Origin of the sequence: Paracoccus aminovorans (assembly GCF_900005615.1) — a bacterium.
Taxonomy (GTDB): Bacteria; Pseudomonadota; Alphaproteobacteria; order Rhodobacterales; family Rhodobacteraceae; genus Paracoccus; species Paracoccus aminovorans.
Map to the genome: position 1 here is coordinate 509,483 of NZ_LN832562.1, position 22,120 is coordinate 531,602.

Below are 22,120 nucleotides of genomic sequence, written 5' to 3' on the forward strand. Positions count from 1 at the left end.
ATCACGGCCGGGGCCGCGCGCCCGCAGCGGACGGCGGGAGCTAGGCGATGGATCGGCAACCAGAAGACGCCCTGCCGCCGCTCAGCCTGACCGTGCCCGAGCCCGAGGTGCGCCCCGGCGGCCAGCCCGATTTTTCGCATGTGGCGATCCCGCGCGCCGGCACCGTCCGCCGGCCCGCGGTCGATACCGGCCCCGAGGAAATCCGCGACCTCGCCTTCACCATCATCCGTGTGCTGAACCGCGAGGGCGAGGCCGTGGGCCCCTGGGCCGAGGCGCTGGACCTGACGCCCGAGGACCTGCTCGCCGGCCTGCGCCACATGATGACCCTGCGCATCTATGACGCGCGGATGCTGAACGCGCAGCGCCAGCAGAAGACCAGCTTCTACATGCAGCACCTGGGCGAAGAGGCGATCTCCTGCGGCTTCCAGCGCGCGCTCGCGCCGGGCGACATGAACTTTCCGACCTATCGCCAGGCCGGGCTGTTGATCGCGGCGGGCTATCCGCTGGCCTCGATGATGAACCAGGTGCTGTCCAACGCCGAGGACCCGATGCGCGGCCGGCAGCTGCCGATCTGCTATTCCTCGCGCGAGCACGGCTTTTTCACCATCTCGGGCAATCTGGCCACGCAATACATCCAGGCGGTGGGCTGGGCCATGGCCTCGGCCATCTCGGGCGACCGCAGGATCGCGGCGGCCTGGATCGGCGACGGCTCGACGGCGGAAAGCGACTTCCACGCCGCGCTGGTCTTCGCCTCGACCTACAAGGCGCCGGTGGTGCTGAACGTGGTCAACAACCAGTGGGCGATCTCGACCTTCCAGGGCATCGCGCGCGGCGGCTCGGGCACCTTCGCGGCGCGCGGCCTGGGCTTCGGCATCCCCTCGCTGCGGGTGGACGGCAACGACTACCTGGCGGTGATGGCGGTGGCGCAATGGGCGGCCGAGCGCGCCCGGCGCAACCTTGGCCCGACGATGATCGAATATGTCACCTATCGCGCCGGCGGGCATTCGACCTCGGACGACCCCTCGGCCTATCGCCCGGCCGAGGAAAGCGCGGCCTGGCCGCTGGGCGACCCGATCCTGCGGCTGAAGAACCACCTGATCCGGCTGGGCGCCTGGAGCGACTACCGCCACACCCAGGCCGAGGCCCAGATCCTGGCCGAGATCACCGAATTGCAGAAACGCGCCGAGGCCATCGGCACCCTGCACCACGGCCAGCACCCCAGCCCGGTGGACATGTTCGAGGACGTCTATGCCGAAATGCCGCCGCATCTGCTGAAGCAACGTCACGAGGCGGGGTTCTGACATGGCGCGCATGACGATGATCGAGGCCATCCGCGACGCGCTGGACGTGGCGATGGGCGCCGACCCGACCGTGGTCGTCTTCGGCGAGGACGTGGGCTATTTCGGCGGCGTCTTCCGCTGCACCGCCGGGCTGCAGGCGAAATACGGCAAGACCCGCTGCTTCGACACGCCGATCAACGAATCCGGCATCGTCGGCGCCGGCATCGGCATGGCCGCCTATGGGCTGAAGCCCGTGGTCGAGATCCAGTTCGCCGACTACGTCTATCCGGCCTATGACCAGATCGTGTCCGAGGCGGCGCGGCTGCGCTATCGCTCGGCCGGGCAATTCACCTGCCCGATGGTGGTCAGGATGCCGACCGGCGGCGGCATCTTCGGCGGCCAGACCCACAGCCAGTCGCCCGAGGCGCTGTTCACCCATGTCACCGGGCTGAAGGTCGTGGTGCCCTCGAACCCGCGGGACGCCAAGGGGCTGCTCATGTCGGCCATCGCGGACCCCGACCCGGTGATCTTCCTGGAACCGAAGCGGCTCTACAACGGCCCCTTCGACGGCCACCCCGACCGGCCGGTGACGGCCTGGAAGACGCATGAGCTGGGCGAAGTGCCCGAGGGGCATTACACCGTGCCGCTGGGCAAGGCCGTGGTGCGCCGTCCGGGCCAGGCCGCGACGATCCTGACCTATGGCACCATGGTCCATGTCGCGCTGGCGGCGGCGGCCGAGTCGGGCGTCGACGCCGAGGTGATCGACCTGCGCACCCTGCTGCCGCTGGACATGGAGACCATCACGGCCTCGGTCAACAAGACCGGCCGCTGTCTGGTGCTGCACGAGGCGACGCTGACCTCGGGCTTTGGCGCCGAGCTGGCGGCGCTGGTGCAGGCGGAATGCTTCTGGCATCTGGAAGCGCCGATCCGACGGGTGGCGGGCTGGGACACGCCCTATCCGCATACGCATGAATGGAGCTATTTCCCCGGTCCCGCACGGGTGGCCGAGGCGCTGCGTCAACTGGTCGAGGTGGCCTGACATGGGTATCCACGCAATCCGCATGCCCGACATCGGCGAAGGCATCGCCGAGGCCGAGATCGCCGAATGGCTGGTCAAGCCCGGCGACGTCCTGCGCGAGGACGACCCGATGGTCGCGGTGATGACCGACAAGGCCACGGTCGAGATCCCCTCGCCCGTCACCGGCACCGTGGTCTGGCAGGCCGGCGTGCCCGGAGACGTGATCGCCGTCGGTGCCGAGCTGGTTCGGCTGGAGGTGGACGGGCCCGGCAATGTCGCCGCCGAGGCCGAGACCGCCGCCCCGGAGCCGCCGCGGCAAGCCGGGGCCGGCGCTGCGCCCGAACCCCCGGTTTCGTCGCGGCAGGCCGAGACAGCCCCGCTCGACGCCGAAAAGCCGGAGCCCGAACCCGGTCCGCAGCCCCACGCCCCGGCCGCGCAGCCGCACGCCGCCCCCCTGCGCCCCGAGGGCGAAAAGCCCATCGCCTCGCCTTCGGTGCGGGCGCGGGCGCGCGAGGCCGGCGTGGACCTGCGGCTGGTGCGCGGCTCGGGTCCCGCCGGACGCATCGGCCATCAGGACCTCGACGCCTTCATCGCCTCGGGCGGGCTGCCCGCGCCCTGCGGCCCGCAGCCGGACGCCTCGGTCGAGGAGATCCGCGTCATCGGGTTGCGCCGCAAGATCGCCGCGCGCATGCAGGCCGCGAGCCAGGTCCCGCAGATCACCATCGTCGAAGAGGTGGATGCCACCGCGCTGGAGGAATTGCGGGCGCGGATGAACGCGCAGGGCAAGGCGGGGCGGCTGAACCCGCTGCCCTTCATCGCCCGCGCCCTGGTGCGGGCCCTGCGCGAACAGCCGGCGCTGAACGCGCATTACGACGCCGAGGCCGGGCTGATCCGCCGCTTCGGCGCCGTGCACCTGGGCATCGCCACGCAGACCCCGCAGGGGCTGATGGTGCCGGTGGTCCGCCACGCCGAGGCGCTGGACCTGCGCGCCACCGCGGCCGAGATCGCGCGGCTGGCCGCCGCCGCCCGCGACGGCAGCGCCAAGCGCGACGCGCTTTCCGGCTCGACCATCACCATCACCTCGCTGGGGCCCCTTGGCGCCATCGCCTCGACGCCGATCCTGAACCTGCCCGAGGTCGCCATCGTCGGCGTCAACCGGCTGGCGGTGCGGCCGTTCTGGAACGGCGCCGCCTTCGAGCCGCGCAAGATTATGAACCTGTCCTGCAGCTTCGACCACCGGGTGATCGACGGCTGGGACGCCGCCGTCTTCGTGGCGCGGCTGAAGGAACTGCTGGAGACCCCGGCGCTGATCTTCGTGGAGGGCTGAGCGATGCGCGAGATCCAATGCAGGCTGCTGATCCTCGGCGCCGGCCCCGGCGGCTATGTCTGCGCCATCCGCGCCGGCCAGCTGGGCGTCGACACCGTCGTCGTCGATGCCGAGCCGCCGGGCGGCACCTGCCTGAATGTCGGCTGCATCCCGTCGAAGGCGCTGATCCACGCAGCCGAGGAATATCATCGCATTGTGCAGCTTTCATCGAATCCTTCGATGGGCATCGCCGCCAGGGGCGCGACGCTGGACCTGGCCGCGACCATGGCTTGGAAGGACGGCATCGTCGCGCGGCTGTCCGGCGGCGTGGCCGCTCTGCTGCACAAGGCCAAGGTCCGGCTGGTGACGGGACGGGCCACGCTGCGCGACGGCAAGACTTTGCGGGTCGAGACCCCCGAGGGTCCGGTGCAGATCCGCACCGAGGTCCTGGTGCTGGCCACCGGAGCGGAACCGATCGAGATCCCGGCGCTGCCCTTCGGCGGCAAGGTGATCTCCTCGACCGGGGCGCTGGCGCTGACCGAGGTGCCGCACCGCCTCGCCGTGGTCGGCGGCGGCTATATCGGGCTGGAACTGGGCATCGCCTTCGCCAAGCTGGGCTCGCAGGTGACGGTGGTCGAGGCTGCGCCGCGCATCCTGCCGCAATACGACGCCGAACTGACCCGCCCGGTCGCGCAACGGCTGGCGGCGCTTGGCGTCCGCGTGCTGACCGGCGCCCGGGCCGGCGGCCTCTCGGACAGCGGCGCCCTGCGCGTCGCCGGCGCCGACGGGGCCGAGGACATCGCCGCCGACAAGGTGCTGGTGACCGTCGGCCGCCGCCCCCGCGCCACCGGCGCCGGCATCGACGGGCTGCGGCTTGAGATGGCCGGCCCGTTCCTGAAAATCGACGAGCGCTGCCGCACCTCGATGACAGGCGTGCTGGCGATCGGCGACGTGACGGGCGAGCCGATGCTGGCCCATCGCGCCATGGCCCAGGGCGAGATGGTGGCCGAACTGGTCGCGGGCCAGCGCCGCGCCTGGGACAAACGCGCCGTCCCGGCTGTCTGCTTCACCGACCCCGAGATCGTCAGCGTCGGCCTGTCCCCGGACGAGGCGCAGGCCCAGAACCACCGGATCGTCACCGGGCTGTTCCCCTTTGCCGCCAGCGGCCGGGCGATGACGGCGGGCGACGAGGCGGGCTTCGTCCGCGTCACCGCGCGCGAGGACACGCATGAGCTGCTGGGCATCCAGGCGGTGGGCGCCGGCGTGGCCGAACTGGCCGGCGGCTTCGCCCTGGCGCTGGAGATGGGGGCGCGGGTCGAGGACATCGCCGGCACCGTCCACGCCCACCCGACCCGGGGCGAGGCCTTGCACGAAGCCTGCCTGCGCGCCCTGGGCCAGGCGCTGCACATCTAGCCGAACCGCAGGCTGATCTCTTCTTCTGGGTCGCACCGGGCGCGCCGCCCTTTTACTCGTCCGCGCGCTCGGCGGCCGGGTCAGCGTGTTGCCAACTGCCCGGGCGGCCTTTGCCCTACGGGCGGTGCACCGGGCCGGGGCGCCAGCCGCAGCCGAGGCGCAGGTCGTCCAGCGGCTGCCCGGACGGCCGCCGCTGGCCCTCGTCCCCGGGCAGAAGAGGTGATTTTCCCGGCAAGGCGCCGGCGCCCCTGCCGTTTCGGCTGCGGGCGGCGTCGCGTCATGGCGCGGGCTGGTCTTTGCCGACAAGCCCCTGGCTGAGGTGGCGGCCGAACTGGGCCGCTATCGTCCGGGCCGGGTGATGGCCGATCCGCGCGGCGGCGCCGGTGCCGGCGGTCTGCGACACCACCGACATTCCCGGCGCCTTCGACAGTCTCGTGCGCAGCCTGCCGCTGCGGGTAGTCGACGCCGGCCTGGCCCTGCTGGTGGTGGCGGGTCGAGATTTTCCACCGGCGCTCATCAAAATCACGCGTCCGTTGTGCTCAGGTCTTGGCGGCCTGTGACCGCCCGCAGAACATTTCGCGGTCCAGCCCGGGGCGCGCGGCTGTGCTGATGCTGCTGGCCGCCGGTTCCGGCCATCCGGCCCAGGCCGAGACGAGAAAAGCGACACCCTCGTCGGCCGCGCCGGCCTGGTCTAACTGGCGCCGAACGGGCTGGCGCTCTCTATGCCTCGTTCAGCCAGGCCTTCGAGCCGGTGACCGGAAGCAACAGGCTGCGCGAGCGTTTCGTCCCCAGCCAAGGCACGCAATAGGAGATCGGCCTGCGCTGCCAGCCAGCAGGCAGCGACATGCTGATCTCGCGGCGGTCTATCAGCCGACGCGGGAAAACAAGCTGACCTCGGACCGCGCGGACGACGATTTAGCGGGGCAAGATGCGTTCGCGCGGCTTCGGGTTCGGGCCCGCACCGCGCTGGGCAACGATGCCAGCCTGATCGCCGCCTATGCCTATACCGACGCGATCACGCGGGACGGCGGGCCGATGGCGCCGCGGCGGGATGGCAAGCGCACCGGCGGCATTCTCTGCCTCATGGCCTGGCTCTGGGTCGACTATCGCTTCGTCCGGCAGGGCCTGCACGGGCTGAAGCTCCGGCCGGGCTGCGCCATGTCGGCGAGGTCCCGGCTAACTGGGCAGAGTTCACCGTGCCCGCCCATACCCTGGTCGATGCGATGGCCAGCTACGAGCAGGACGACTGGAAGCGGATGCTGAACATCGACAACCTGCTGGACGAGGCATATGCCTCCTGCCATCCCGACTGTTTCTGGGGCCAGCCGCGGCGGGTGGCGCTGACCGCATCGCGGCGCTGGTAAGGGGCGCGGATCGGTCGATCCGCCCGGCGTCGTTTGGGCCGGGTCGTGCGGACCGGCCTTCAGCCGCGGCCGGGCCGGGCGGCGTCGCGCAACAGCCACAGCCAGAAAGCGCCGTGGGGCAGCACCGCCACCCGCGCCCCCAGCCCCGGGGCGCCGCAGGCCCAGCCGAGCAATGCGCCGATCTCGGCGCAGACAGCCAGCGACAAGAGATACCAGACCACCCCGCAAGCGAGACGCAGAAGCCATTCCCTGTGCCGCTCCAGCGTCATGCAGGAGCGCGGCGGTCCGGCCCCGGCGGGGCGTCTGCCATCGCTGCGTTCATCCTGGCCTTCCTCCCGCGCGGGCCCTGCCGCGCCCATCGGCACCGGCCGGGCTGGACATTCGGTCCCGGCCCGCCGAAATGATCATTCTGCAAGGCATCGCCGCACAGAAGAGATTTGTAAGCAGGTGTTTCCGCAGACGGGCCGGCAATGTTCGTTTACAAATTCCCCGCCGCGGAAACGCCTGTTCACAGTCGGGACCATCACGCGATACAACCTGCGCCTAGATGAAGTCCCGGCGCGGCCCTCCGTCCGGTCCCGCCGCCGCCGATTCGGCCCTGATACGGAGCAGCGATGCGCAAGCCTGTCCTTACCGCCCTGATCCTGGCCGCCGTGCTGGCGGCGCTGGCCGGCACGGCCTGGATGCGCGAGGGCCAGGCCAAGCAGCAGACCTATCTGACCGCGCCGGTCGCCCGCGGCGACGTCGAGGTGGCGGTCATGGCCGAGGGCAAGCTGAAACCCTCGAACCTGGTCGCGGTGGGGGCGCAGGCCTCGGGGCGGATCACCCGGCTCGCCGTCGAACTGGGCGACCGGGTGGAAAAGGGCGACCTGATCGCCGAGATCGACTCGGTCACCCAGGAAAACCAGCTGCGCACCGCCAAGGCGGCACTGGCCAATCTGAAGGCGCAGATGGCCGAGAAGCAATCGGTGCTGGCGCTGGCGGAAAAGACGCTGGACCGGCAGCAGAACCTGATGCGTTCGGCCGCGTCCTCGCGCAGCGATTTCGACAGTGCCGAACAGGCGGTGGCGGCAGCGCGCGCCCAGTTGGCCGCGCTCGAAGCCCAGATCGCCGAGGCCGAGGTCGCCATCGAGACCGCCGAGGCGAACCTCGGCTATACCCGCATCACCGCCCCCAGCGCCGGCACGGTGCTGGCCATCGTCAACCGGGCCGGGCAGACGGTGAACGCGGTGCAATCCTCGCCCACCATCGCGGTGCTGGGCGGGCTCGACCGCATGAACGTCCATGCCGAGATCTCCGAGGCCGACATCGGCAAGGTCAGGCCCGGCCAGAAGGTGCGCTTCACCCTGCTCGACGACAGCGGCCGCAGCTACGAGGGCGTGCTGGAATCCATCGCCCCGGCGCCGCAGAGCATCGTCAACGACAGCGCGGTCAATCCCGACAGCACCGCCGACAGCGACAGCAGCGCCGTCTATTACATCGGCATCGTCCCGGTCGAGAACCCGGACGGCGCGCTGCGCACCTATATGACCGCGCAGGTCAGCATCCTGCTGGGCGAGGCGCGCGACGTGCTGACCATTCCCGCCACCGCGCTGGGCCGGCCCGGCCGCGACGGCGGCTATACCGTGCGGGTGCTGGGCGCAGGCGGCAGCGCCGAGACCCGCGAGATCCGCGTCGGGCTGAACGACAAGGTGGTGGCCGAGGTCGCCGAGGGCCTGGCCGAGGGCGAGCAGGTGATCCTGGGCGAGCAGGCCGGCGGCGCCGCCGCCTCGGGCGATTCCGGGCGCAGGCGGATGATGGGTCCGCCGCTGGGGGGCTGAGCCATGACCGCGCCGCTGATCCGCCTGCAGGGCATCTGCCGCGACTATCCCTCGGGCGACGAGGTGCTGCATGTGCTGCGCGACATCGACCTGGAGATCGCGCAGGGCGAATATGTCGCCGTGATCGGCGCCTCGGGGTCGGGGAAATCGACGCTGATGAACATCCTGGGCTGCCTGGACCGGCCCAGCTCGGGCAGCTATCTGCTGGACGGGCGCGAGGTCGCGCGGCTGGATCCGGGCGAGCTGGCGGCGCTGCGGCGCGAATTCTTCGGCTTCATCTTCCAGCGCTACCACCTGCTGTCCGAGATGACGGCGCTGGGCAATGTCGAGGTGCCGGCGATCTATCGCGGCCTGTCGGCCGAGGCGCGGCGCCGGAAGGCGCGCGGGATTCTGGACCGGCTGGGCATGGGCGAGCGGCTGGACCACCGCCCCGGCCAGCTGTCGGGCGGCCAGCAACAGCGGGTCTCGATCGCGCGGGCGCTGGTCAACGACGCCCGCGTCATCCTGGCCGACGAGCCGACAGGTGCGCTCGACAGCCGCAGCGGCGAGGAAGTGCTGGCGATCCTCGACGAGCTGAACGCCGAGGGCCGCACCGTCGTCATCGTCACCCACGACCCAAAGGTCGCCGCGCGCGCCCGCCGGGTGATCGAGATCGCCGACGGCCGCATCGTCGCCGACCGCCGCGGCGATGCGGCCGCCGCACCGCCGCCGCTGGCGACGACTGCACCCGCCCGCGCCGCGGCGCCGGTGCTGGGCCGGCTGGCCGAGGCGCTGCGCATGGCGGTGCTGGCGATGCGCGCCCACAAGCTGCGCAGTTTCCTGACCATGCTGGGCATCATCATCGGCATCGCCTCGGTGGTCTCGGTGGTGGCCCTGGGCGAGGGCTCGCGCCAGCGGGTGCTGTCGAACATCTCGGGGCTGGGCACCAACACGCTGCAGATCTATCCCGGCCGCGACTTCGGCGACATGCGCTCGGGCCGGGTGACGACGCTGGTCATGGCCGATGCCCATGCGCTGGCGCGGCAATCCTATGTCGCCTCGGTCAGCCCCACGGTCAGTTCGTCCCAGACCCTGCGCCACGGCGCGACCGAGCTTTCGGCCCAGATCAGCGGCGTGGGCGAGCAATATTTCGACGTGGCCGGCATCACCCTGACCGAGGGCCGCGCCTTCGACGCCGGCGACGTGGCGGCGATGAGCCAGGGCGTCGTCATCGACGAGAACACCCGCAGCAGCCTGTTCGGCGAGGGTGCCCCGGCGCTGGGACAGGTCTTCATGGCCGGCAAGGTTCCGCTGCGGGTGATCGGCGTCGCCAAGGTGCGCCAGCAGGGGCCGGGCGGCAGCCGCAACCTGACGGTCTATGCCCCCTATACCACGGTGCAGGCGCGCTACCTGGGCACCACCAGCGTCAGCGGCTTGACGCTGCGGGTGCAGGACGCGACCGACATGGCGCTGGCCGAGCAGTCCGTGACCGAGCTGCTGACCCGCCGCCACGGCACCAAGGATTTCTTCACCATCAACAACGACGAGATCCGCCAGACCATCACCGCGACCACCCAGACGCTGACGCTGCTGATCTCGGCCATCGCGGTGATCTCGCTTCTGGTGGGGGGCATCGGGGTGATGAACATCATGCTGGTCTCGGTCACCGAGCGCATCGGCGAGATCGGGCTGCGCATGGCGGTGGGGGCGCGGCGCGCCGACATCCGCGCGCAATTCCTGATCGAGGCGGTGCTGGTCTGCATCATCGGCGGCGTCGCCGGCATCCTGGCCGCGCTTGGCTTCGGCCTGGTCTTCGAGCGGTTCAGCAGCGATTTCACCCTGGTCTATTCGGTGCTGTCCATGGTGGCGGCGCTGGTCAGCTCTTGCGGCATCGGCCTGGTCTTCGGCTATCTGCCCGCCGTCAGCGCCGCGCGGCTGGACCCGGTGGCGGCGCTGGCGCGGGACTGATGGCAAGGACCCTCACATCCGCCGCGCCCGCGGTTCGGAAGAAAGGAACAGGCCCATGTCCGCGCCCCGGCACATCCTGATCGTCGACGACGACCCCGAGATCCGCAGCCTGCTGCGCCGCTATCTGGAAGGCCAGGGCTTCCGCGTCTCGACCGCCGCCGACCGCCGCGAATGCGAGGCGCGGGTGGCGGACGGCAACCCCGACCTGATCGTTCTGGACGTGATGCTGCCCGACGGCTCGGGCCTCGACATCTGCCGCGGCCTGCACGAACGCCGGCCCGAGCTGCGGGTGATCCTGCTGACGGCGCTGAAAGAGGACGTGGACCGCATCATCGGGCTGGAACTGGGCGCCGACGATTATCTGGGCAAGCCCTTCAACCCGCGCGAACTGGTTGCCCGCATCAAGGCGGTGCTGCGCCGCTCGGGCCCCGAGGAGACCGCTGCGCCGCCCGAGGCGCGGACCTATGGCTTCGCCGGCTTCCAGGTCGATCCCGGCCAGCGCCGGGTGCTGGCCGCCGACGGGACCGAAATCGACCTGACCGGGGCCGAATTCGATCTGTTGCGGGTGTTCCTGGAACGGCCGGGACGGCTGCTGTCGCGCGACCAGCTTCTGGACCTGACCCAGGGCCGCGACCGCGACCCGCTGGACCGGTCCATCGACGTGCTGATGAGTCGGCTGCGCCGCAAGCTGGCCGAGAAATACGACGCCCCGATCTTTCGCACCGTGCGCAACGGCGGCTACCAGATGGTGGTGCCGGTGGCGAGCCGGGGGGTGGCCGCGCCGTGAACTCGCTTCAGACCCGGATCGCGGCGCTGCTGATCGCCGCCATCGTCTCGGTGGTGCTGCTGGCGAGCTTCGCCGCGACCTGGGTCATGCAGCCGCCGGCGCCGCAGGCGACGATGGCGCCGGTGGCGCGGCAGATCCACATGACCATCGCCTTGATGGGACAGGGCCGCGACAGCGACCTGCCGGGACCCTTGCAGGCGGCGCCGGCCGCGGGCACCCCCGACCCCGGCATGACCCGTTTCCTGCGCGGCGCGCTGCGCCGCACCGGCGCGCCGCTGGATGCGCTGGTGACGCGCAGCGGCCCACGCCGGCCGCTGACCGCCTCGGTCCCGGTCGAGGGCGGCTGGCTGATCCTGCAGATCCCCGACCTGGCGCCGCCGCCCGGGCGCTGGAAGGTGCTGGCGCTGTGGCTGGCGCTGATCGTGCTGGGCAGCGCCGCGATCTCGATCCACGCCGCGCGCCGCCTGACCCGGCCTCTGCAGCTGCTCGAGGATGCCGTGGACCGCGTCGGCCCCGACGGCACGCTGGAGCCGATCCCCGAGACCGGCTCGGGCGAGGTGCAGGCCGCGGCCAAGGCGCTGAACCGGCTTTCGGGGCAGCTGCGGCAGGCGATGGAAAGCCGGATGCGGCTGGTCGCGGCGGCGGGTCACGACCTGCGCACGCCGATGACGCGGATGCGGCTGCGCGCCGAATTCATCGAGGACGATCCCGAGCGCGCGAAATGGCTGTCCGACCTGGAAGAGCTGGATACCATCGCCGACAGCGCCATCCGCCTGGTGCGCGAAGAGGTCGGGCCGGCCGGCGCCCTGCCCCTGCGGCTGGATCGGCTGCTGGAAGACATCGCGGCCGAGCTGCGCAGCCTCGGCCATCCGGTCGAGACCGCCGCCCTGCCCGCGGTCGCGGTCGATGCCGGCCCGATCGCGCTGAAACGCGCGCTGCGCAACCTGGTGGTCAATGCCGCGACCCATGGCGGCGGCGCCCGGGTGGCGCTGGCGCGCGAGGGCGACCGCGCCGTGATCCGCATCGAGGACGACGGGCCGGGCGTGCCGCCGGAACTGCTGGAACGGATCTTCGAGCCCTTCTTCCGCGTCGATCTGGCGCGGCGGAAAGCCTTTCCCGGCGCCGGCCTTGGCATGGCGATCTCGCGCGAGATCGTCGAGCGCCACGGCGGCACCATAACGGTCCGCAACCGCCGGCCGCAGGGGCTGGAACAGATCTGCACCCTGCCCTGCGCCCTGGCGGATGGCTGAAGCGGGGCTTTCGCGCCGGCCTGCACCGAAACCGAGATTTTCGACCGTTTCCGGGAAGATTGTCCGATGGGCATCCCGAAGCAACGGGGCTTGGGAATTGTTCCGGCGACCCGCTAGGCGTCCTGCCCGGCCCCCGCGGCGTGGTCCTGGCTGCAAAGCGCATGATTGCTCAGCACCTCGATCACCCGGCAATCGGCGATGCGGCCGGTCGTGCAATGCGCCAGCATCCGTTCCAGTTCGTCGCGCAGCGCTTCGAGCCGGCGCAGCCTGGCGTTGACGGCGGCCAGCTGGCGCCCGGCGATCAGGTCCGCGGCGGCGCAGGACCCGTCGGGATCGTCGGCGAGCGCCAGCAATTCGCGGATGTCCTCCAGCGCGAAGCCCAGTTCGCGGGCATGGCGGATGAAGGCCAGCCGCTCGACCGCGGGCCGGTCGTAAAGCCGCTGGTTGCCGGCGCTGCGGCCGGTTTGCGGCAAAAGGCCGATCTGTTCGTAATAGCGGATCGTCGGGACCTTCACCCCCGTCGCCCGGCTCAGCTTTCCGATGCTCAGCATCGCGGCGCCTCCTGAATCTCTATCGACTATAGATCTAGGCACCCACCCCGGCCGGGACAAGCCGAGGACCGGTCAGGGCGCGCCGATCTCGTCGCTGCGGCGGCTGTCCAACTCCTGGGCGTAGCGCTTGAGGCAATAGGCCTCGGTCAGCGAGCCCACGACGCGCATGGCCGCCGGCCCGTCCAGCACCGGCAGGATCTCCAACTGCGTGCGCGAGAACTGGTCCAGCACCGTCTGGATATTGTCCTGGCGGAACACCTGGGCCTCGGCGCCGATGACGCAATCCGCCGCCAGCAGCAGCTCGGCCAGGTCCGAGATGTCGGGGTCGTGCACGGTGGCCATGTCGATGATCCCGGCATAGCGGCCCTGCTCGTCCACGGCGAAGGCGTATTTGCGGCTGCCCAGCGGCACCTCTTGCCGCAGCCGCGCCACCGGCTGGTGCAGCGGCACCCGCAGGATGTCGCTGCGCATCATCCGCCCCGCCGTCAGCTCGCGCACCCAACCGACGTCATGCGCGCCCAGAAGCGGAATGCCGCGCAGGTGGAAGCGCCAGGTCGAGAAGGAATAGCCGAAGGTCAGCCGCACCACGGTCGAGGCGATGAAGGCGCTGGTCAGCACCCCCAGGGTGAAGGCGAAATTGCCGGTGATCTCCAGCACCAGGAAGACCATGGTCAGCGGCGCCCCGGTGATGGCGGCGCCGACGGCGGCCATGCCGGCCAGCATGGCGGGGATACGGACCTCGGCCATTCCGGGCAGCACCAGGACCAGCAGCTGCACCACCAGCGCCCCCAGCAGGCAGCCGATGAACAGCGACGAGCTGAACAGCCCGCCGCGGAAGCCCGCGCCCAGCGACAGCGCCGAGGCGACCAGCTTGCCGACCAGCAGCAGCGCCACCGCGGCCAAGGTCCAGTCGCCGGTGATATGGCCCTGGATGGCATCGTGGCCGCTGCCCAGGATCTGCGGGCTGGCCAGCGCCATCGCGCCCAGGATCAGCCCGCCGGCCGCCGGCCGCGCCCAGCCGGGCAGCCGCGTCTTCTGGAACATGCGCTCGAAGACCGAGACCAGGCGCATCGTCGCGGTGCCGGTCAGCGCCGCCAGCAGGCCGAGGACGACGAAAAGCGGCAGCAGGTTGTCCGGCAGCGCCTCGACCTGCGGCAGGTGGAACAGCGAGCCATGCGGCTCGATGGCGCGGCGCGCCAGCGTGCCCGAGATCACCGCCGCGCCGATGATGGCGATGTTGCGCGGCGCGTATGAGCCGTGCACCAGCTCGAAACCGTAAAAGGCACCGGCCAGCGGCGCGTTGAAGGCCGCGGCGATGGCCGCCGCCGCCCCGGCCGAGGTCAGGCAACGCTTGTCCTCGCGCCGCAGCCGAAAGGGCTGGGCCACGGCGGAAAACAGGCTGGCGCCCAGCTGGCTATAGCCCGCCTCCATCCCGACCGAGGCGCCCGAGAGGTTCGACAGCAGCGTGAGCCAGGCCAGCCGCAGCGAATCCCAGACCGACATCTTGCCGCCGTAAAGCGCATTGGCCTCGATCGGGTCGACGATCTCGGCCGGGCGGATGCGCTGCGCGGCCAGCGCCCAGACGCCCAGCACCAGCCCGCCGACGGCCGGGACCAGCACATAGGGCCAGGCCGGGATCTGGTCCAGCGCGCTCAGCGCGCCGTCCCTGGGCAGGCGGAACAGCAGCCCCTGCGCCGCCAGAAGCAGCATGTGCAGCCCCGAGACCGCCAGCCCGACGACGGCGCCCAGCCCGGCCGCCAGGACGACCAGCATCGCCTCCTGGTCGCGCAGCCGGCGGCGGAGGTCGTTGATCCGGTGCAGCCAGGACAGCATCAGGCGGCGCGGGGCGATCTTGCGGGCGTAGGGCATGGAACCGGGCGATTGGAAACGGTGGCGAGGGCGATGCGGCGGAAAAGCCCCGAGGGCCGGGGATCACTCGCCCCGGGGGTAGCGCTTGTTTTCTTCAAGCACGTTCAGGTCCATGTGGTTGCGCATGTAACGCTCCGAGGCCTTTTGCAGCGGCTGGTAGTCCCAGGGGAAATAGGCGCCGTTGCGCAGCGCCTCATAGACCACCCAGCGCCGGGCCTGGCTTTCGCGCACCTCGGCGTCATAGGCATCCAGGTCCCAGCGCGCCAGCATCTGCGCCGACAGCCGCGCCAGGGTCTCGGCATGGGCGGGGTCGCGGGCTAGGTTCGTCAGCTCCTGCGGATCGTCGGCCAGGTTGTAAAGCATCGGCGCATCGGCATTGCACAGCGACAGCTTCCAATCGCCCTCGCGCAGCGCCACCATCGGCGTCACCGTGCCCTCGGCCGCGTATTCCATCGGCACCGGGCCGCGCGTGCCCTGCCCCGTGGCGAGCCCGGTCAGATCCTCGCCATCGGTCCAGCGCGCCAGGGTGCTGATGTCGAGCCCGGCCAGCGCCGCCACCGTCGGCACCACGTCCAGGGTCGAGGCAGGCTGGTCGATGCGTCCCGGCTGCCAGCCCGGCGCCGCGATCATCAAGGGCACCCGGGCCGAGCCCTCGAAGAAGCTCATCTTGAACCACAGCCCGCGCTCGCCCAGCATGTCGCCGTGGTCCGAGACGAACAGGATGATGGTGTCGTCCTCCATCCGGCCTCGCTTGAGCACGTCCAGGATCTCGCCGATCTTTTCGTCCACAAAGGAGATATTGGCGAAATAGCCCTGCCGCGCCCGGCGCACGTCCTGGGGCGTGATGTCGAAGGCACGAAAGTCGCAGGCCTCCATCAGCCGCCGCGAATGACTGTCCTGGTCCTCGAAGGGGATCGCCGGCACCTCGGGCTGCAGCGCCGGGCAATCGTCGTAGAGGTCCCAGAACCGGCGGCGCGCGACATAGGGATCGTGCGGATGGGTGAAGCTGACGGTCAGGCACCAGGGCCGGTCGTCCAGCCGCCGCGACAGGTCGTAGAGCTTTTGCGTGGCGTTGAAGGCGACCTCGTCGTCATATTCCATCTGGTTGGTGATCTCGGCCACGCCGGCGCCGGTGACCGAGCCGAGGTTGTGATACCACCAGTCGATGCGCTCGCCCGGCTTGGTGTAGTCGGGCGTCCAGCCGAAATCGGCCGGATAGATGTCGGTGGTCAGCCGCTCCTCGAAACCGTGCAGCTGGTCGGGACCGACGAAATGCATCTTGCCCGACAGCGCCGTGTAATAGCCGGCGCGGCGCAGGTGATGGGCATAGGTCGGGATGTCCGAAACGAATTCGGCCGCATTGTCATAGACCCGGGTGCGGCGCGGCAGCTGGCCCGACATGAAGCTGGCCCGGGCCGGTGCGCAAAGCGGGCTGGCGGTATAGGTGTTGGCAAAGCGCACCGAGCGCGCGGCCAAGGCCTTCAGGTGCGGGGCGTGCAGGAATTCCGCCGGACCGTCCGGGAACAATGTCCCATTGTATTGGTCCACCATCAGGATGAGGATATTCGGACGTGTCATTTCGCTCTTCGCTTCGGTTTCAAAGGCCGAGGGCCGCCTTGACGGCGGGTTCGGCAGGCTGGCCGTCCAGCGTGGTCACGCCGTCCAGCCAAGGGGTCAGCGCCGCCGGATTGGCGCGAAGCCAGGCCGTCGCCGCATCCCGGGCGTCGGTGCCGTCCAGGATGTCGCCCATCAGCGTGTTTTCCATGCCGATGTCAAAGGTCATCTGCCGCAGCAGCCGGGCGGCGTTGGGGCAGGTCTCGGGCCAGCCCTTGCGCGCAAGCGTAAAGACCTCGGCACCGCCATAGTCCGGGCCGAAATAGGCGTCGCCGCCCGACAGGTAGGTGATGGCGAACTGCTCGTTCATCGGATGCGGCGCCCAGGCCAGGAAGACGATGGGCTTGCCGGCCTTTTCCTCGCGCGCGACCTGGGCCAGCATGGCCTGCTCGCCCGATTCCACCAGCTCCCAATCGCCCAGCCCGAACTGCCCGTCCTCGATCATCCGGGCGATGGACTGGTTGGCCGGGGCGCCCGGCTCGATGCCATAGATCTTGCGGCCGAATTCATCGGCATGGCCGGCCAGGTCGGCAAAGTCGCGGATGCCGCCTTCGGCGACGGCCGAGGGCACGGCCAGTGTGAACTTGGCGCCGGTGAGGTTCCGGTTCAGCACCTCGATGGCCCCGGCCGCGTTCAGGTCCTCGATGAACGGGCTCTGCGCCGGCATCCAGTTGCCCAGGAACACGTCGATCTCGCGGTTCTTCATCGATTCATAGCCGATCGGCACCGACAGCAGCCGGATGTCGGGGGCATAGCCCAGGGCCTCCAGCACCACCGCGGCGACGCCGTTGGTGGCGGTGATGTCGGTCCAGCTGGGGTCCGACAGGCGCGGGGTCTTGCAGGCGGCATCCTCGGCCGCCTGTCCCGCCAGGGCCGAGGTCCCCAGCGCCAAACTCGCCAGGATCGCGCGCAGCATCGCCTTCCGTTTCATGGTCCATCTCCCTGTCAGCCATTGTTGTTTGTTATATAAACAGGGACGGCCCGCCCGCCGTGTAGCGGGATTCTCTTCATGTTCGGCATAAAGGATTTCTATGCGAAGGATCGATCTGGGCTGGATCCGGGTTTTCGTCGAGGTCGTCCGCGCCGGCAGCCTGTCCGAGGCGGCGCGGCGGCTGAACCTGACCCAGCCCGCCGTCAGCTATCAGATCCGCCGGGCGGAGGCGGAATTCGGCACCGCCCTGCTGCGGCGCGAGCATCGCGGAGTGCAGCCGACCGAGGCCGGGCAGGCGCTGTTCGCGATCCTGTCGCCGGGGGTCGAGCAGGTGGACGGCCTTGCCGCGCGGCTGCGTCGCCGCTCCGCGCCGGCCCCGCTGCGGCTTCATACCGATTACGCCTTTTCGGGCCTGTGGCTGATCCCGCGCATCCACCGCTTTCGCGACGCCCATCCGGGAACCGAGCTGCAGATCATCGCCTCGCAGCAAACCGATCCGGGCCGCTTGCAGGCCGGCGACATCGCCGTGCTCTTCGGCAACCGCGACCGCTTCGGCCCCGAGGCGACGCTGCTGATCGAAGAGCGCGTGGTGCCGGTCTGCGCCCCGCATTTCGCCGAAGGGCGGACCGCTGGGACTTTCGATTCGACCCGGCTGATCCATCTCGACAGTCCCGAGCCCGCGCCCTGGTTCGACTGGCGCCGCTATCTGGCCGCGACCGGACGCCAGGCGGACCTGGCCAAGGACCAGGGCAACCTGCGCTTCAACACCTATTCGCTGGTCATCGACGCCGCCGTGGCGGGCCAGGGCGTGGCCCTTGGCTGGGGCGGGCTGGTGGACCAGCTTCTGGCGCGCGGCCTGCTGCGACGCTTCGGCGAAGAGCGGGTGGCGGCCGGCAACGGCTATTTCATGATCCGCCGCGACCCGGACGAGCAGGCGACGCGGCCTTTGCGCGACTGGCTGGTCGCGGAAAGCACGGCCACGCCGCGCTGACGCGCCTCATCCGATCCGGCCGGGGTCGAAGCGCAAGAGCCGCAGCGCGTTCAGCGTCACCAGCACGGTGGCGCCGGTATCGGCCAGGATCGCCAGCCACAGCCCGGTGATCCCCAGCACCGAGGTGACCAGGAACACCGCCTTCAGCCCCAGCGCGATGCCGACGTTCTGGCGGATGTTGGCCATGGTCGCCCGCGCCAGCCGGATCAGCGCCGGCACATCCGCCAGCCGGTCGCGCAGGATCGCCGCATCCGCGGTTTCCAGCGCCACGTCGGTGCCCGAGCCCATGGCGACGCCCACACCTGCCTGCTTCAGCGCCGGCGCGTCGTTGATGCCGTCGCCGATCATCATCACCCCGCCGCCGGTGCCCAGATCGCGGATGGCGGCCAGCTTGTCCTCGGGCATCATCTCGGCGCGGAAGTCGATGCCCAGGCCCGAGGCGATGGCCTGGGCGGTGCGCGGGTTGTCGCCGGTCAGGATCACCGGCGCGATGCCCAGGCCGCGCAGCTGGCGCATCGCCTCGGCCGCATCCTCGCGCGGCTCGTCGCGCAGCGCGATCAGCCCCAGCGGCCGGGCGTCGCGATAGACCGCGACCACGGTCTTGCCCTCCGATTCCAGCGCCGCGGCCGCGCCGGCATGGTCCGGCGCCATCCCGCCCGCGCCCTGGGCGTGGCGGGGCGAGGCGACCCAGGCCAGCTCGCCGTCCACCCGCGCCTCGCCGCCCCGGCCGGGCATCACCCGCGCCTGCGAGGCCGGCAGCGCCGGGATCCCCGCGTCGGCGGCGCGGCGCAGGATCGCCTGCGCCAGCGGATGGCTGGACCCGGTCTCGACCGCCGCGGCCACCGCCAGCATCTCGGCCTCGGCCACGCCCGGCGCCGGCAGGACGTCGGTGACCCGCGGCCGGCCATGGGTCAGCGTGCCGGTCTTGTCGAAGGCGATGCGTTCCACGGCCGCCGCGGCCTCGATCACCGCGCCCCCTTTCATCAGCAGGCCCCGCCGCGCGCCCGAGGACAGCGCCGAGGCGATCGAGGCCGGGACCGAGATCACCAGCGCGCAGGGGCAGCCGATCAGCAGCAGCGCCAGCCCGCGATAGACCCAGGTCCCCCAGTCCTGGCCGAACAGCAGCGGCGGGACCAGGATCACCAGCGCCGCCACCCCGACCACCGCCGGCATGTACCAGCGGCTGAAGCGGTCGATGAAGCGCTCGGTCGGGGCGCGCGCCTCCTCGGCCTCTTCGACCAGGCGGATGATGCGGGCGATGGTGTTGTCCGAGGGCGCCTTGCCGACCCGCAGCCGCAGCGCGGCCTCGGTGTTGATGGCGCCGGCAAAGACCGGATCGCCGGGGCCGCGGGTGACCGGCACGCTTTCGCCGGTGACCGGGCTTTCGTCGACGCCGCTGATGCCCTCGACGATCTCGCCGTCGGCGGGGATGCGGTCGCCGGGGCGGACCAGCACGGTCTGGCCGATGCGCAGGCTGTCGGCGGGAACCTCGCGCAGGGTGCCCCCCTCTTCCAGCAGCGCAGTCTTGGGCACCAGCGCCGCCAGGCCGCGGATGCCGTCGCGGGCCTTGCCGGCGGCGACGCCCTCCAGCACCTCGCCCACGGCGAAAAGAAAGACGACCAGCGCCGCCTCTTCCGCGGCGCCGATGGTCAGTGCCCCCAGCGCGGCGATGGTCATCAGGCTTTCGATGGTGAAGGGCTGGCCCATGCGCAGCGCCGCCCAGGCGCGTTGCGCCACCGGCGCGACGCCGATCAGGCAGGCGGCCACGAAGGCCCAGGCGCCGAAGCCGGTCGGGGCCAGGAACTCGAAGGCCCAGGCCACGACCAGCAGCGCCCCGGTCAGCAGCACCAGCCGGCCCTTCGCCGTCCGATACCAGCTCTTGCCGCGGTCGGCGGGATCGTCGTGGGAATGGCGGTGATGGTCGTGGCCCTTGGCATCCTCGGGACCGGCCGCATGATCCGAGCCGCCCGTGCAGGTGCCGCCGCCGCAGCAGGGATTCGACGCGGCGGCCTCTGCCGGGGCCGCCGCCGCTTGCGGAAGCCCCGCGTCCCCCGGCCGTGGCGCGATGCCGTATCCCAGCTTGCGCACCACGCCTTCGATCTCGTCGGCCGCGGTGGTGCCGGGCGTCAGGTCCAGCGACAGCTTCTCGGCCATCAGCGCCACCTTGACGTCGCTGACCCCGGGCAGGCGTTCCACCGCCCGAGTCACCTTGACGGTGCAGGCGGCGCAATCCATGCCGCTGACCGTCCATTCGCGCCTTTTGCCCTGTTGCATCCTGGCCTCCTGTCTTCCCATCGAATCGGAAGGTAGGGGCTCTAGCAACTAGAGGTTCAAGGGGCTCGTCGGTGCCGTGAATGAAAAAACGCCGCGACGCGCCGGGTATGCCGCGACGGTTCCGGAACGCACGCGTGAGGCGCCATGGCGCCGGCGCCGTGTCCAAGAAGCCGCTCCGCGGCGCTCAGGTCTCGCTGCGGTTGGCGATCTCGAGGATGGCGCGCACCAAGTCGCCGGCCTGATCCAGCGGCAGTGCGAACTGATGAAGCTGCGCCGAAGACAGCAACGCCCCTGAGGGCGCGTCGTCCTGGCAGTTCAGCCGCAGGATCAGGTATCGCTGCCCCTGCATCGTCGCCTCGGTGGCCAGGAATCCGCAGGCGACATGGGCGACCGGCTGATCGTCCTCGGCATCGACGACAAGGCCCTCCGTGTTGATGCGGAACATTCAAGAAAATCCTTCCCTCAAAAGGCATGGACAGCAACGACGCGAAACCCGGCGGAACGGCACCCGACCCTTGGCCGCGGCGCGCGCCGGACCCAGGCTCACCATGGGCGAAAGATAGCGCCGGGCCGCAGGCAAACACCCAGTCCCAAAACAAAATCTTCCGACAGATGCGCTTGTGTCACACGCCGCTGCCGGCCGCAGGCCGCATTCAGACCGCGCCCCGCCGCAGTTGCCAGGCCAGATAGGCCGTCGCGGCGCCGATGCCGATCAGGTGCAGCCCCATCAGCAGACCGACAAGCCAGATCGCCGTGACCGGCAGCATCGACCACAGCAGGACCGACAGCACGATGCCCAGCAGCCCGCTGACCAGCATCCAGAACCAGTTCGGCAGCGGCCGGATGGTCAGCGCGAAGATCACCTTCGAGATGCCCTCGATCATGAAGAACACGATCAGCAGCAGGGTCAGCGTCAGCAGGCTCTGCGTCGGGTCGCGCAGAAACAGCAGGCCGATCAGGACCCCCAGCGCCACCGAGATCAGCTGCAGCCAGAAATGCGGCACCTGCCGCGCGCCCAGAAGGCCGATGCCCTGCGCCAGCCCGCTGATGATCAAAAGCCAGCCCAGCAGGCTAACCGTGGCAAGGGACGAGATCGCCGGATAGAGCACCGCCAGCACCCCGGCGGCCAGCACCACGATCCCCTGCACCAGATACCAGAGCGCATGGCGGCGGACGGCGTCGCGCAGGGCCTGTCGGAACACCTCGGCGGCATCGGTCACGGATAGCGGCATGGCCTCTCCTCTCGTCATGCGGACAGGGGCATGATTGCGGCTTCGCGTTCCGGCTGCAACCTTGATCGTGGCACGGCAGGCCGCGATGCGGCGCGGCGAAGCGAAAAAGGCAGCCCCGGGGGGCTGCCTTGTCTTTCGCTGCCTTGAGGCCGCTTATTCGGCGGCGAACTGGGTCGCGAATTCGCCGCACCAGTCGTTCGACTTGACGACCGGCCAGAAGCCGCGGCTGTCGGCGTCCTTCTGGGTCACCGGCGGCTTGGCGCGGCACAGGCCGGCATCGGCGAGCTGGCTATCGGAATTGGCTGCATGGTTTTCGAAGAACGCGCAGGCGCTGCACGAAGAATGGGCCATGGTGGCTTCCCTTGCTTGCTGTTTTTGGATCGCTGGCTGGCATTGCGCTGGCTGGCTGTCTCTGAGGGCGGATATAGGACGCGCCCGCGGCAGGGTCAATATAAAATACAACAATTTCAAAT

21 protein-coding genes are annotated in these 22,120 nt (G+C 70.5%); 10 read left to right on the forward strand and 11 right to left on the reverse strand.

Translation table 11 applies throughout. The features are described 5' to 3' along the window. Positions 1-47 precede the first annotated feature (47 nt). The 4 genes from JCM7685_RS18405 to lpdA are packed head-to-tail and all read left to right on the forward strand — an operon-like array spanning position 48 to position 5,017. The gene (locus tag JCM7685_RS18405; protein ID WP_074967126.1) at positions 48-1,301 is read left to right on the forward strand and encodes a 3-methyl-2-oxobutanoate dehydrogenase (2-methylpropanoyl-transferring) subunit alpha; all 1,254 of its coding nucleotides are present in this window, start codon (positions 48-50) and stop codon (positions 1,299-1,301) included. 1 nt (position 1,302) lies between these two features. Further along, positions 1,303-2,319 (forward strand): alpha-ketoacid dehydrogenase subunit beta, encoded by a 1,017-nt coding sequence (locus JCM7685_RS18410; protein ID WP_074967128.1) that lies wholly within the window; start codon positions 1,303-1,305, stop codon positions 2,317-2,319. 1 nt (position 2,320) lies between these two features. Then, positions 2,321-3,625: a dihydrolipoamide acetyltransferase family protein gene (locus JCM7685_RS18415; RefSeq protein WP_074967130.1), complete on the forward strand. Its 1,305-nt coding sequence runs from the start codon at positions 2,321-2,323 to the stop codon at positions 3,623-3,625. 3 nt (positions 3,626-3,628) lie between these two features. After that, on the forward strand, positions 3,629-5,017 hold the full coding sequence (gene lpdA, locus JCM7685_RS18420; RefSeq protein ID WP_074967132.1) for a dihydrolipoyl dehydrogenase: 1,389 nt from the start codon (positions 3,629-3,631) through the stop codon (positions 5,015-5,017). Positions 5,018-5,294: 277 nt separating this feature from the next. Here lpdA and JCM7685_RS20600 read toward each other — a convergent pair whose 3' ends face one another. Next, entirely contained in the window at positions 5,295-5,429 is a 135-nt protein-coding gene (locus tag JCM7685_RS20600) for a hypothetical protein (RefSeq protein WP_269458837.1), read from the reverse strand. Between the two features lie 308 nt (positions 5,430-5,737). Continuing rightward, positions 5,738-5,863 (reverse strand): hypothetical protein, encoded by a 126-nt coding sequence (locus JCM7685_RS20605; protein ID WP_269458838.1) that lies wholly within the window; start codon positions 5,861-5,863, stop codon positions 5,738-5,740. A 350-nt stretch (positions 5,864-6,213) separates the two neighbouring features. Between JCM7685_RS20605 and JCM7685_RS20455 the strand changes: the two genes are divergently transcribed. Continuing rightward, entirely contained in the window at positions 6,214-6,381 is a 168-nt protein-coding gene (locus JCM7685_RS20455; protein ID WP_231964741.1) for a TonB-dependent receptor, read from the forward strand. 59 nt (positions 6,382-6,440) lie between these two features. On the opposite strand, the gene JCM7685_RS19730 is transcribed toward JCM7685_RS20455, so the two are convergent. Next, positions 6,441-6,650, reverse strand: coding sequence for a hypothetical protein (locus JCM7685_RS19730; protein ID WP_074967134.1), 210 nt, complete (start codon positions 6,648-6,650; stop codon positions 6,441-6,443). A 345-nt stretch (positions 6,651-6,995) separates the two neighbouring features. On the opposite strand from JCM7685_RS19730, the gene JCM7685_RS18425 reads away from it, so the two are divergent. Genes JCM7685_RS18425 through JCM7685_RS18440 form a run of 4 tightly spaced genes read left to right on the forward strand, consistent with a single transcriptional unit; the run spans position 6,996 to position 12,185 of the window. Further along, the gene (locus JCM7685_RS18425; protein WP_074967136.1) at positions 6,996-8,201 is read left to right on the forward strand and encodes an efflux RND transporter periplasmic adaptor subunit; all 1,206 of its coding nucleotides are present in this window, start codon (positions 6,996-6,998) and stop codon (positions 8,199-8,201) included. Between the two features lie 3 nt (positions 8,202-8,204). Next, positions 8,205-10,148, forward strand: a complete 1,944-nt coding sequence (locus JCM7685_RS18430) for a MacB family efflux pump subunit (RefSeq protein ID WP_074967138.1) — start codon at positions 8,205-8,207, stop codon at positions 10,146-10,148. Between the two features lie 55 nt (positions 10,149-10,203). Then, on the forward strand, positions 10,204-10,935 hold the full coding sequence (locus tag JCM7685_RS18435) for a response regulator (protein WP_074967140.1): 732 nt from the start codon (positions 10,204-10,206) through the stop codon (positions 10,933-10,935). After that, entirely contained in the window at positions 10,932-12,185 is a 1,254-nt protein-coding gene (locus JCM7685_RS18440; RefSeq protein ID WP_074967142.1) for an ATP-binding protein, read from the forward strand. Before JCM7685_RS18435 ends, JCM7685_RS18440 begins: the two co-directional genes overlap by 4 nt. A gap of 113 nt (positions 12,186-12,298) precedes the next feature. Here the strand turns inward: JCM7685_RS18440 and JCM7685_RS18445 are convergent, their stop codons facing one another. From JCM7685_RS18445 to choX, 4 genes are all read right to left on the reverse strand, one after another. Continuing rightward, a complete protein-coding gene (locus JCM7685_RS18445; protein ID WP_074967144.1) occupies positions 12,299-12,736 on the reverse strand; it encodes a MerR family transcriptional regulator in 438 nt (145 codons plus the stop codon). A 72-nt stretch (positions 12,737-12,808) separates the two neighbouring features. Then, positions 12,809-14,605 carry a chloride channel protein gene (locus JCM7685_RS18450; RefSeq protein WP_083412666.1) on the reverse strand — a complete coding sequence of 599 codons (1,797 nt, stop codon included), beginning with the start codon at positions 14,603-14,605 and terminating at the stop codon, positions 12,809-12,811. 63 nt (positions 14,606-14,668) lie between these two features. Further along, complete coding sequence (gene betC / locus JCM7685_RS18455; protein WP_074967146.1) at positions 14,669-16,183, reverse strand: choline-sulfatase; 1,515 nt, start codon at positions 16,181-16,183, stop codon at positions 14,669-14,671. Positions 16,184-16,202: 19 nt separating this feature from the next. Then, a complete protein-coding gene (gene choX, locus JCM7685_RS18460) occupies positions 16,203-17,150 on the reverse strand; it encodes a choline ABC transporter substrate-binding protein (protein ID WP_074967148.1) in 948 nt (315 codons plus the stop codon). A 100-nt stretch (positions 17,151-17,250) separates the two neighbouring features. On the opposite strand from choX, the gene JCM7685_RS18465 reads away from it, so the two are divergent. Further along, positions 17,251-18,141 (forward strand): choline sulfate utilization transcriptional regulator, encoded by an 891-nt coding sequence (locus JCM7685_RS18465; RefSeq protein ID WP_074967149.1) that lies wholly within the window; start codon positions 17,251-17,253, stop codon positions 18,139-18,141. Between the two features lie 6 nt (positions 18,142-18,147). Here the strand turns inward: JCM7685_RS18465 and JCM7685_RS18470 are convergent, their stop codons facing one another. From JCM7685_RS18470 to JCM7685_RS18485, 4 genes are all read right to left on the reverse strand, one after another. After that, positions 18,148-20,415: a heavy metal translocating P-type ATPase gene (locus JCM7685_RS18470; protein WP_074967151.1), complete on the reverse strand. Its 2,268-nt coding sequence runs from the start codon at positions 20,413-20,415 to the stop codon at positions 18,148-18,150. Positions 20,416-20,599: 184 nt separating this feature from the next. Then, entirely contained in the window at positions 20,600-20,860 is a 261-nt protein-coding gene (locus JCM7685_RS18475; RefSeq protein WP_074967153.1) for a hypothetical protein, read from the reverse strand. A 208-nt stretch (positions 20,861-21,068) separates the two neighbouring features. Beyond that, a complete protein-coding gene (locus tag JCM7685_RS18480) occupies positions 21,069-21,647 on the reverse strand; it encodes an HdeD family acid-resistance protein (protein ID WP_074967155.1) in 579 nt (192 codons plus the stop codon). Between the two features lie 153 nt (positions 21,648-21,800). Beyond that, complete coding sequence (locus JCM7685_RS18485; RefSeq protein WP_074967156.1) at positions 21,801-21,998, reverse strand: hypothetical protein; 198 nt, start codon at positions 21,996-21,998, stop codon at positions 21,801-21,803. Positions 21,999-22,120 lie beyond the last annotated feature (122 nt).

What these genes read in the sequence shown, in the direction of transcription:
- JCM7685_RS18465 (WP_074967149.1), top strand. Translation starts at nt 17,251, where the DNA reads ATGCGAAGGATCGATCTGGGCTGGATCCGGGTTTTCGTCGAGGTCGTC.
- JCM7685_RS18485 (WP_074967156.1), bottom strand. Translation starts at nt 21,998, where the DNA reads ATGGCCCATTCTTCGTGCAGCGCCTGCGCGTTCTTCGAAAACCATGCA.
- JCM7685_RS18445 (WP_074967144.1), bottom strand. Translation starts at nt 12,736, where the DNA reads ATGCTGAGCATCGGAAAGCTGAGCCGGGCGACGGGGGTGAAGGTCCCG.
- betC (WP_074967146.1), bottom strand. Translation starts at nt 16,183, where the DNA reads ATGACACGTCCGAATATCCTCATCCTGATGGTGGACCAATACAATGGG.
- JCM7685_RS18435 (WP_074967140.1), top strand. Translation starts at nt 10,204, where the DNA reads ATGTCCGCGCCCCGGCACATCCTGATCGTCGACGACGACCCCGAGATC.
- JCM7685_RS18405 (WP_074967126.1), top strand. Translation starts at nt 48, where the DNA reads ATGGATCGGCAACCAGAAGACGCCCTGCCGCCGCTCAGCCTGACCGTG.
- JCM7685_RS19730 (WP_074967134.1), bottom strand. Translation starts at nt 6,650, where the DNA reads ATGACGCTGGAGCGGCACAGGGAATGGCTTCTGCGTCTCGCTTGCGGG.
- JCM7685_RS20600 (WP_269458837.1), bottom strand. Translation starts at nt 5,429, where the DNA reads ATGTCGGTGGTGTCGCAGACCGCCGGCACCGGCGCCGCCGCGCGGATC.
- JCM7685_RS18480 (WP_074967155.1), bottom strand. Translation starts at nt 21,647, where the DNA reads ATGCCGCTATCCGTGACCGATGCCGCCGAGGTGTTCCGACAGGCCCTG.
- lpdA (WP_074967132.1), top strand. Translation starts at nt 3,629, where the DNA reads ATGCGCGAGATCCAATGCAGGCTGCTGATCCTCGGCGCCGGCCCCGGC.
- JCM7685_RS18410 (WP_074967128.1), top strand. Translation starts at nt 1,303, where the DNA reads ATGGCGCGCATGACGATGATCGAGGCCATCCGCGACGCGCTGGACGTG.
- JCM7685_RS18415 (WP_074967130.1), top strand. Translation starts at nt 2,321, where the DNA reads ATGGGTATCCACGCAATCCGCATGCCCGACATCGGCGAAGGCATCGCC.
- JCM7685_RS18450 (WP_083412666.1), bottom strand. Translation starts at nt 14,605, where the DNA reads ATGCCCTACGCCCGCAAGATCGCCCCGCGCCGCCTGATGCTGTCCTGG.
- JCM7685_RS20605 (WP_269458838.1), bottom strand. Translation starts at nt 5,863, where the DNA reads ATGTCGCTGCCTGCTGGCTGGCAGCGCAGGCCGATCTCCTATTGCGTG.
- JCM7685_RS18430 (WP_074967138.1), top strand. Translation starts at nt 8,205, where the DNA reads ATGACCGCGCCGCTGATCCGCCTGCAGGGCATCTGCCGCGACTATCCC.
- JCM7685_RS18425 (WP_074967136.1), top strand. Translation starts at nt 6,996, where the DNA reads ATGCGCAAGCCTGTCCTTACCGCCCTGATCCTGGCCGCCGTGCTGGCG.
- JCM7685_RS18475 (WP_074967153.1), bottom strand. Translation starts at nt 20,860, where the DNA reads ATGTTCCGCATCAACACGGAGGGCCTTGTCGTCGATGCCGAGGACGAT.
- choX (WP_074967148.1), bottom strand. Translation starts at nt 17,150, where the DNA reads ATGAAACGGAAGGCGATGCTGCGCGCGATCCTGGCGAGTTTGGCGCTG.
- JCM7685_RS18470 (WP_074967151.1), bottom strand. Translation starts at nt 20,415, where the DNA reads ATGCAACAGGGCAAAAGGCGCGAATGGACGGTCAGCGGCATGGATTGC.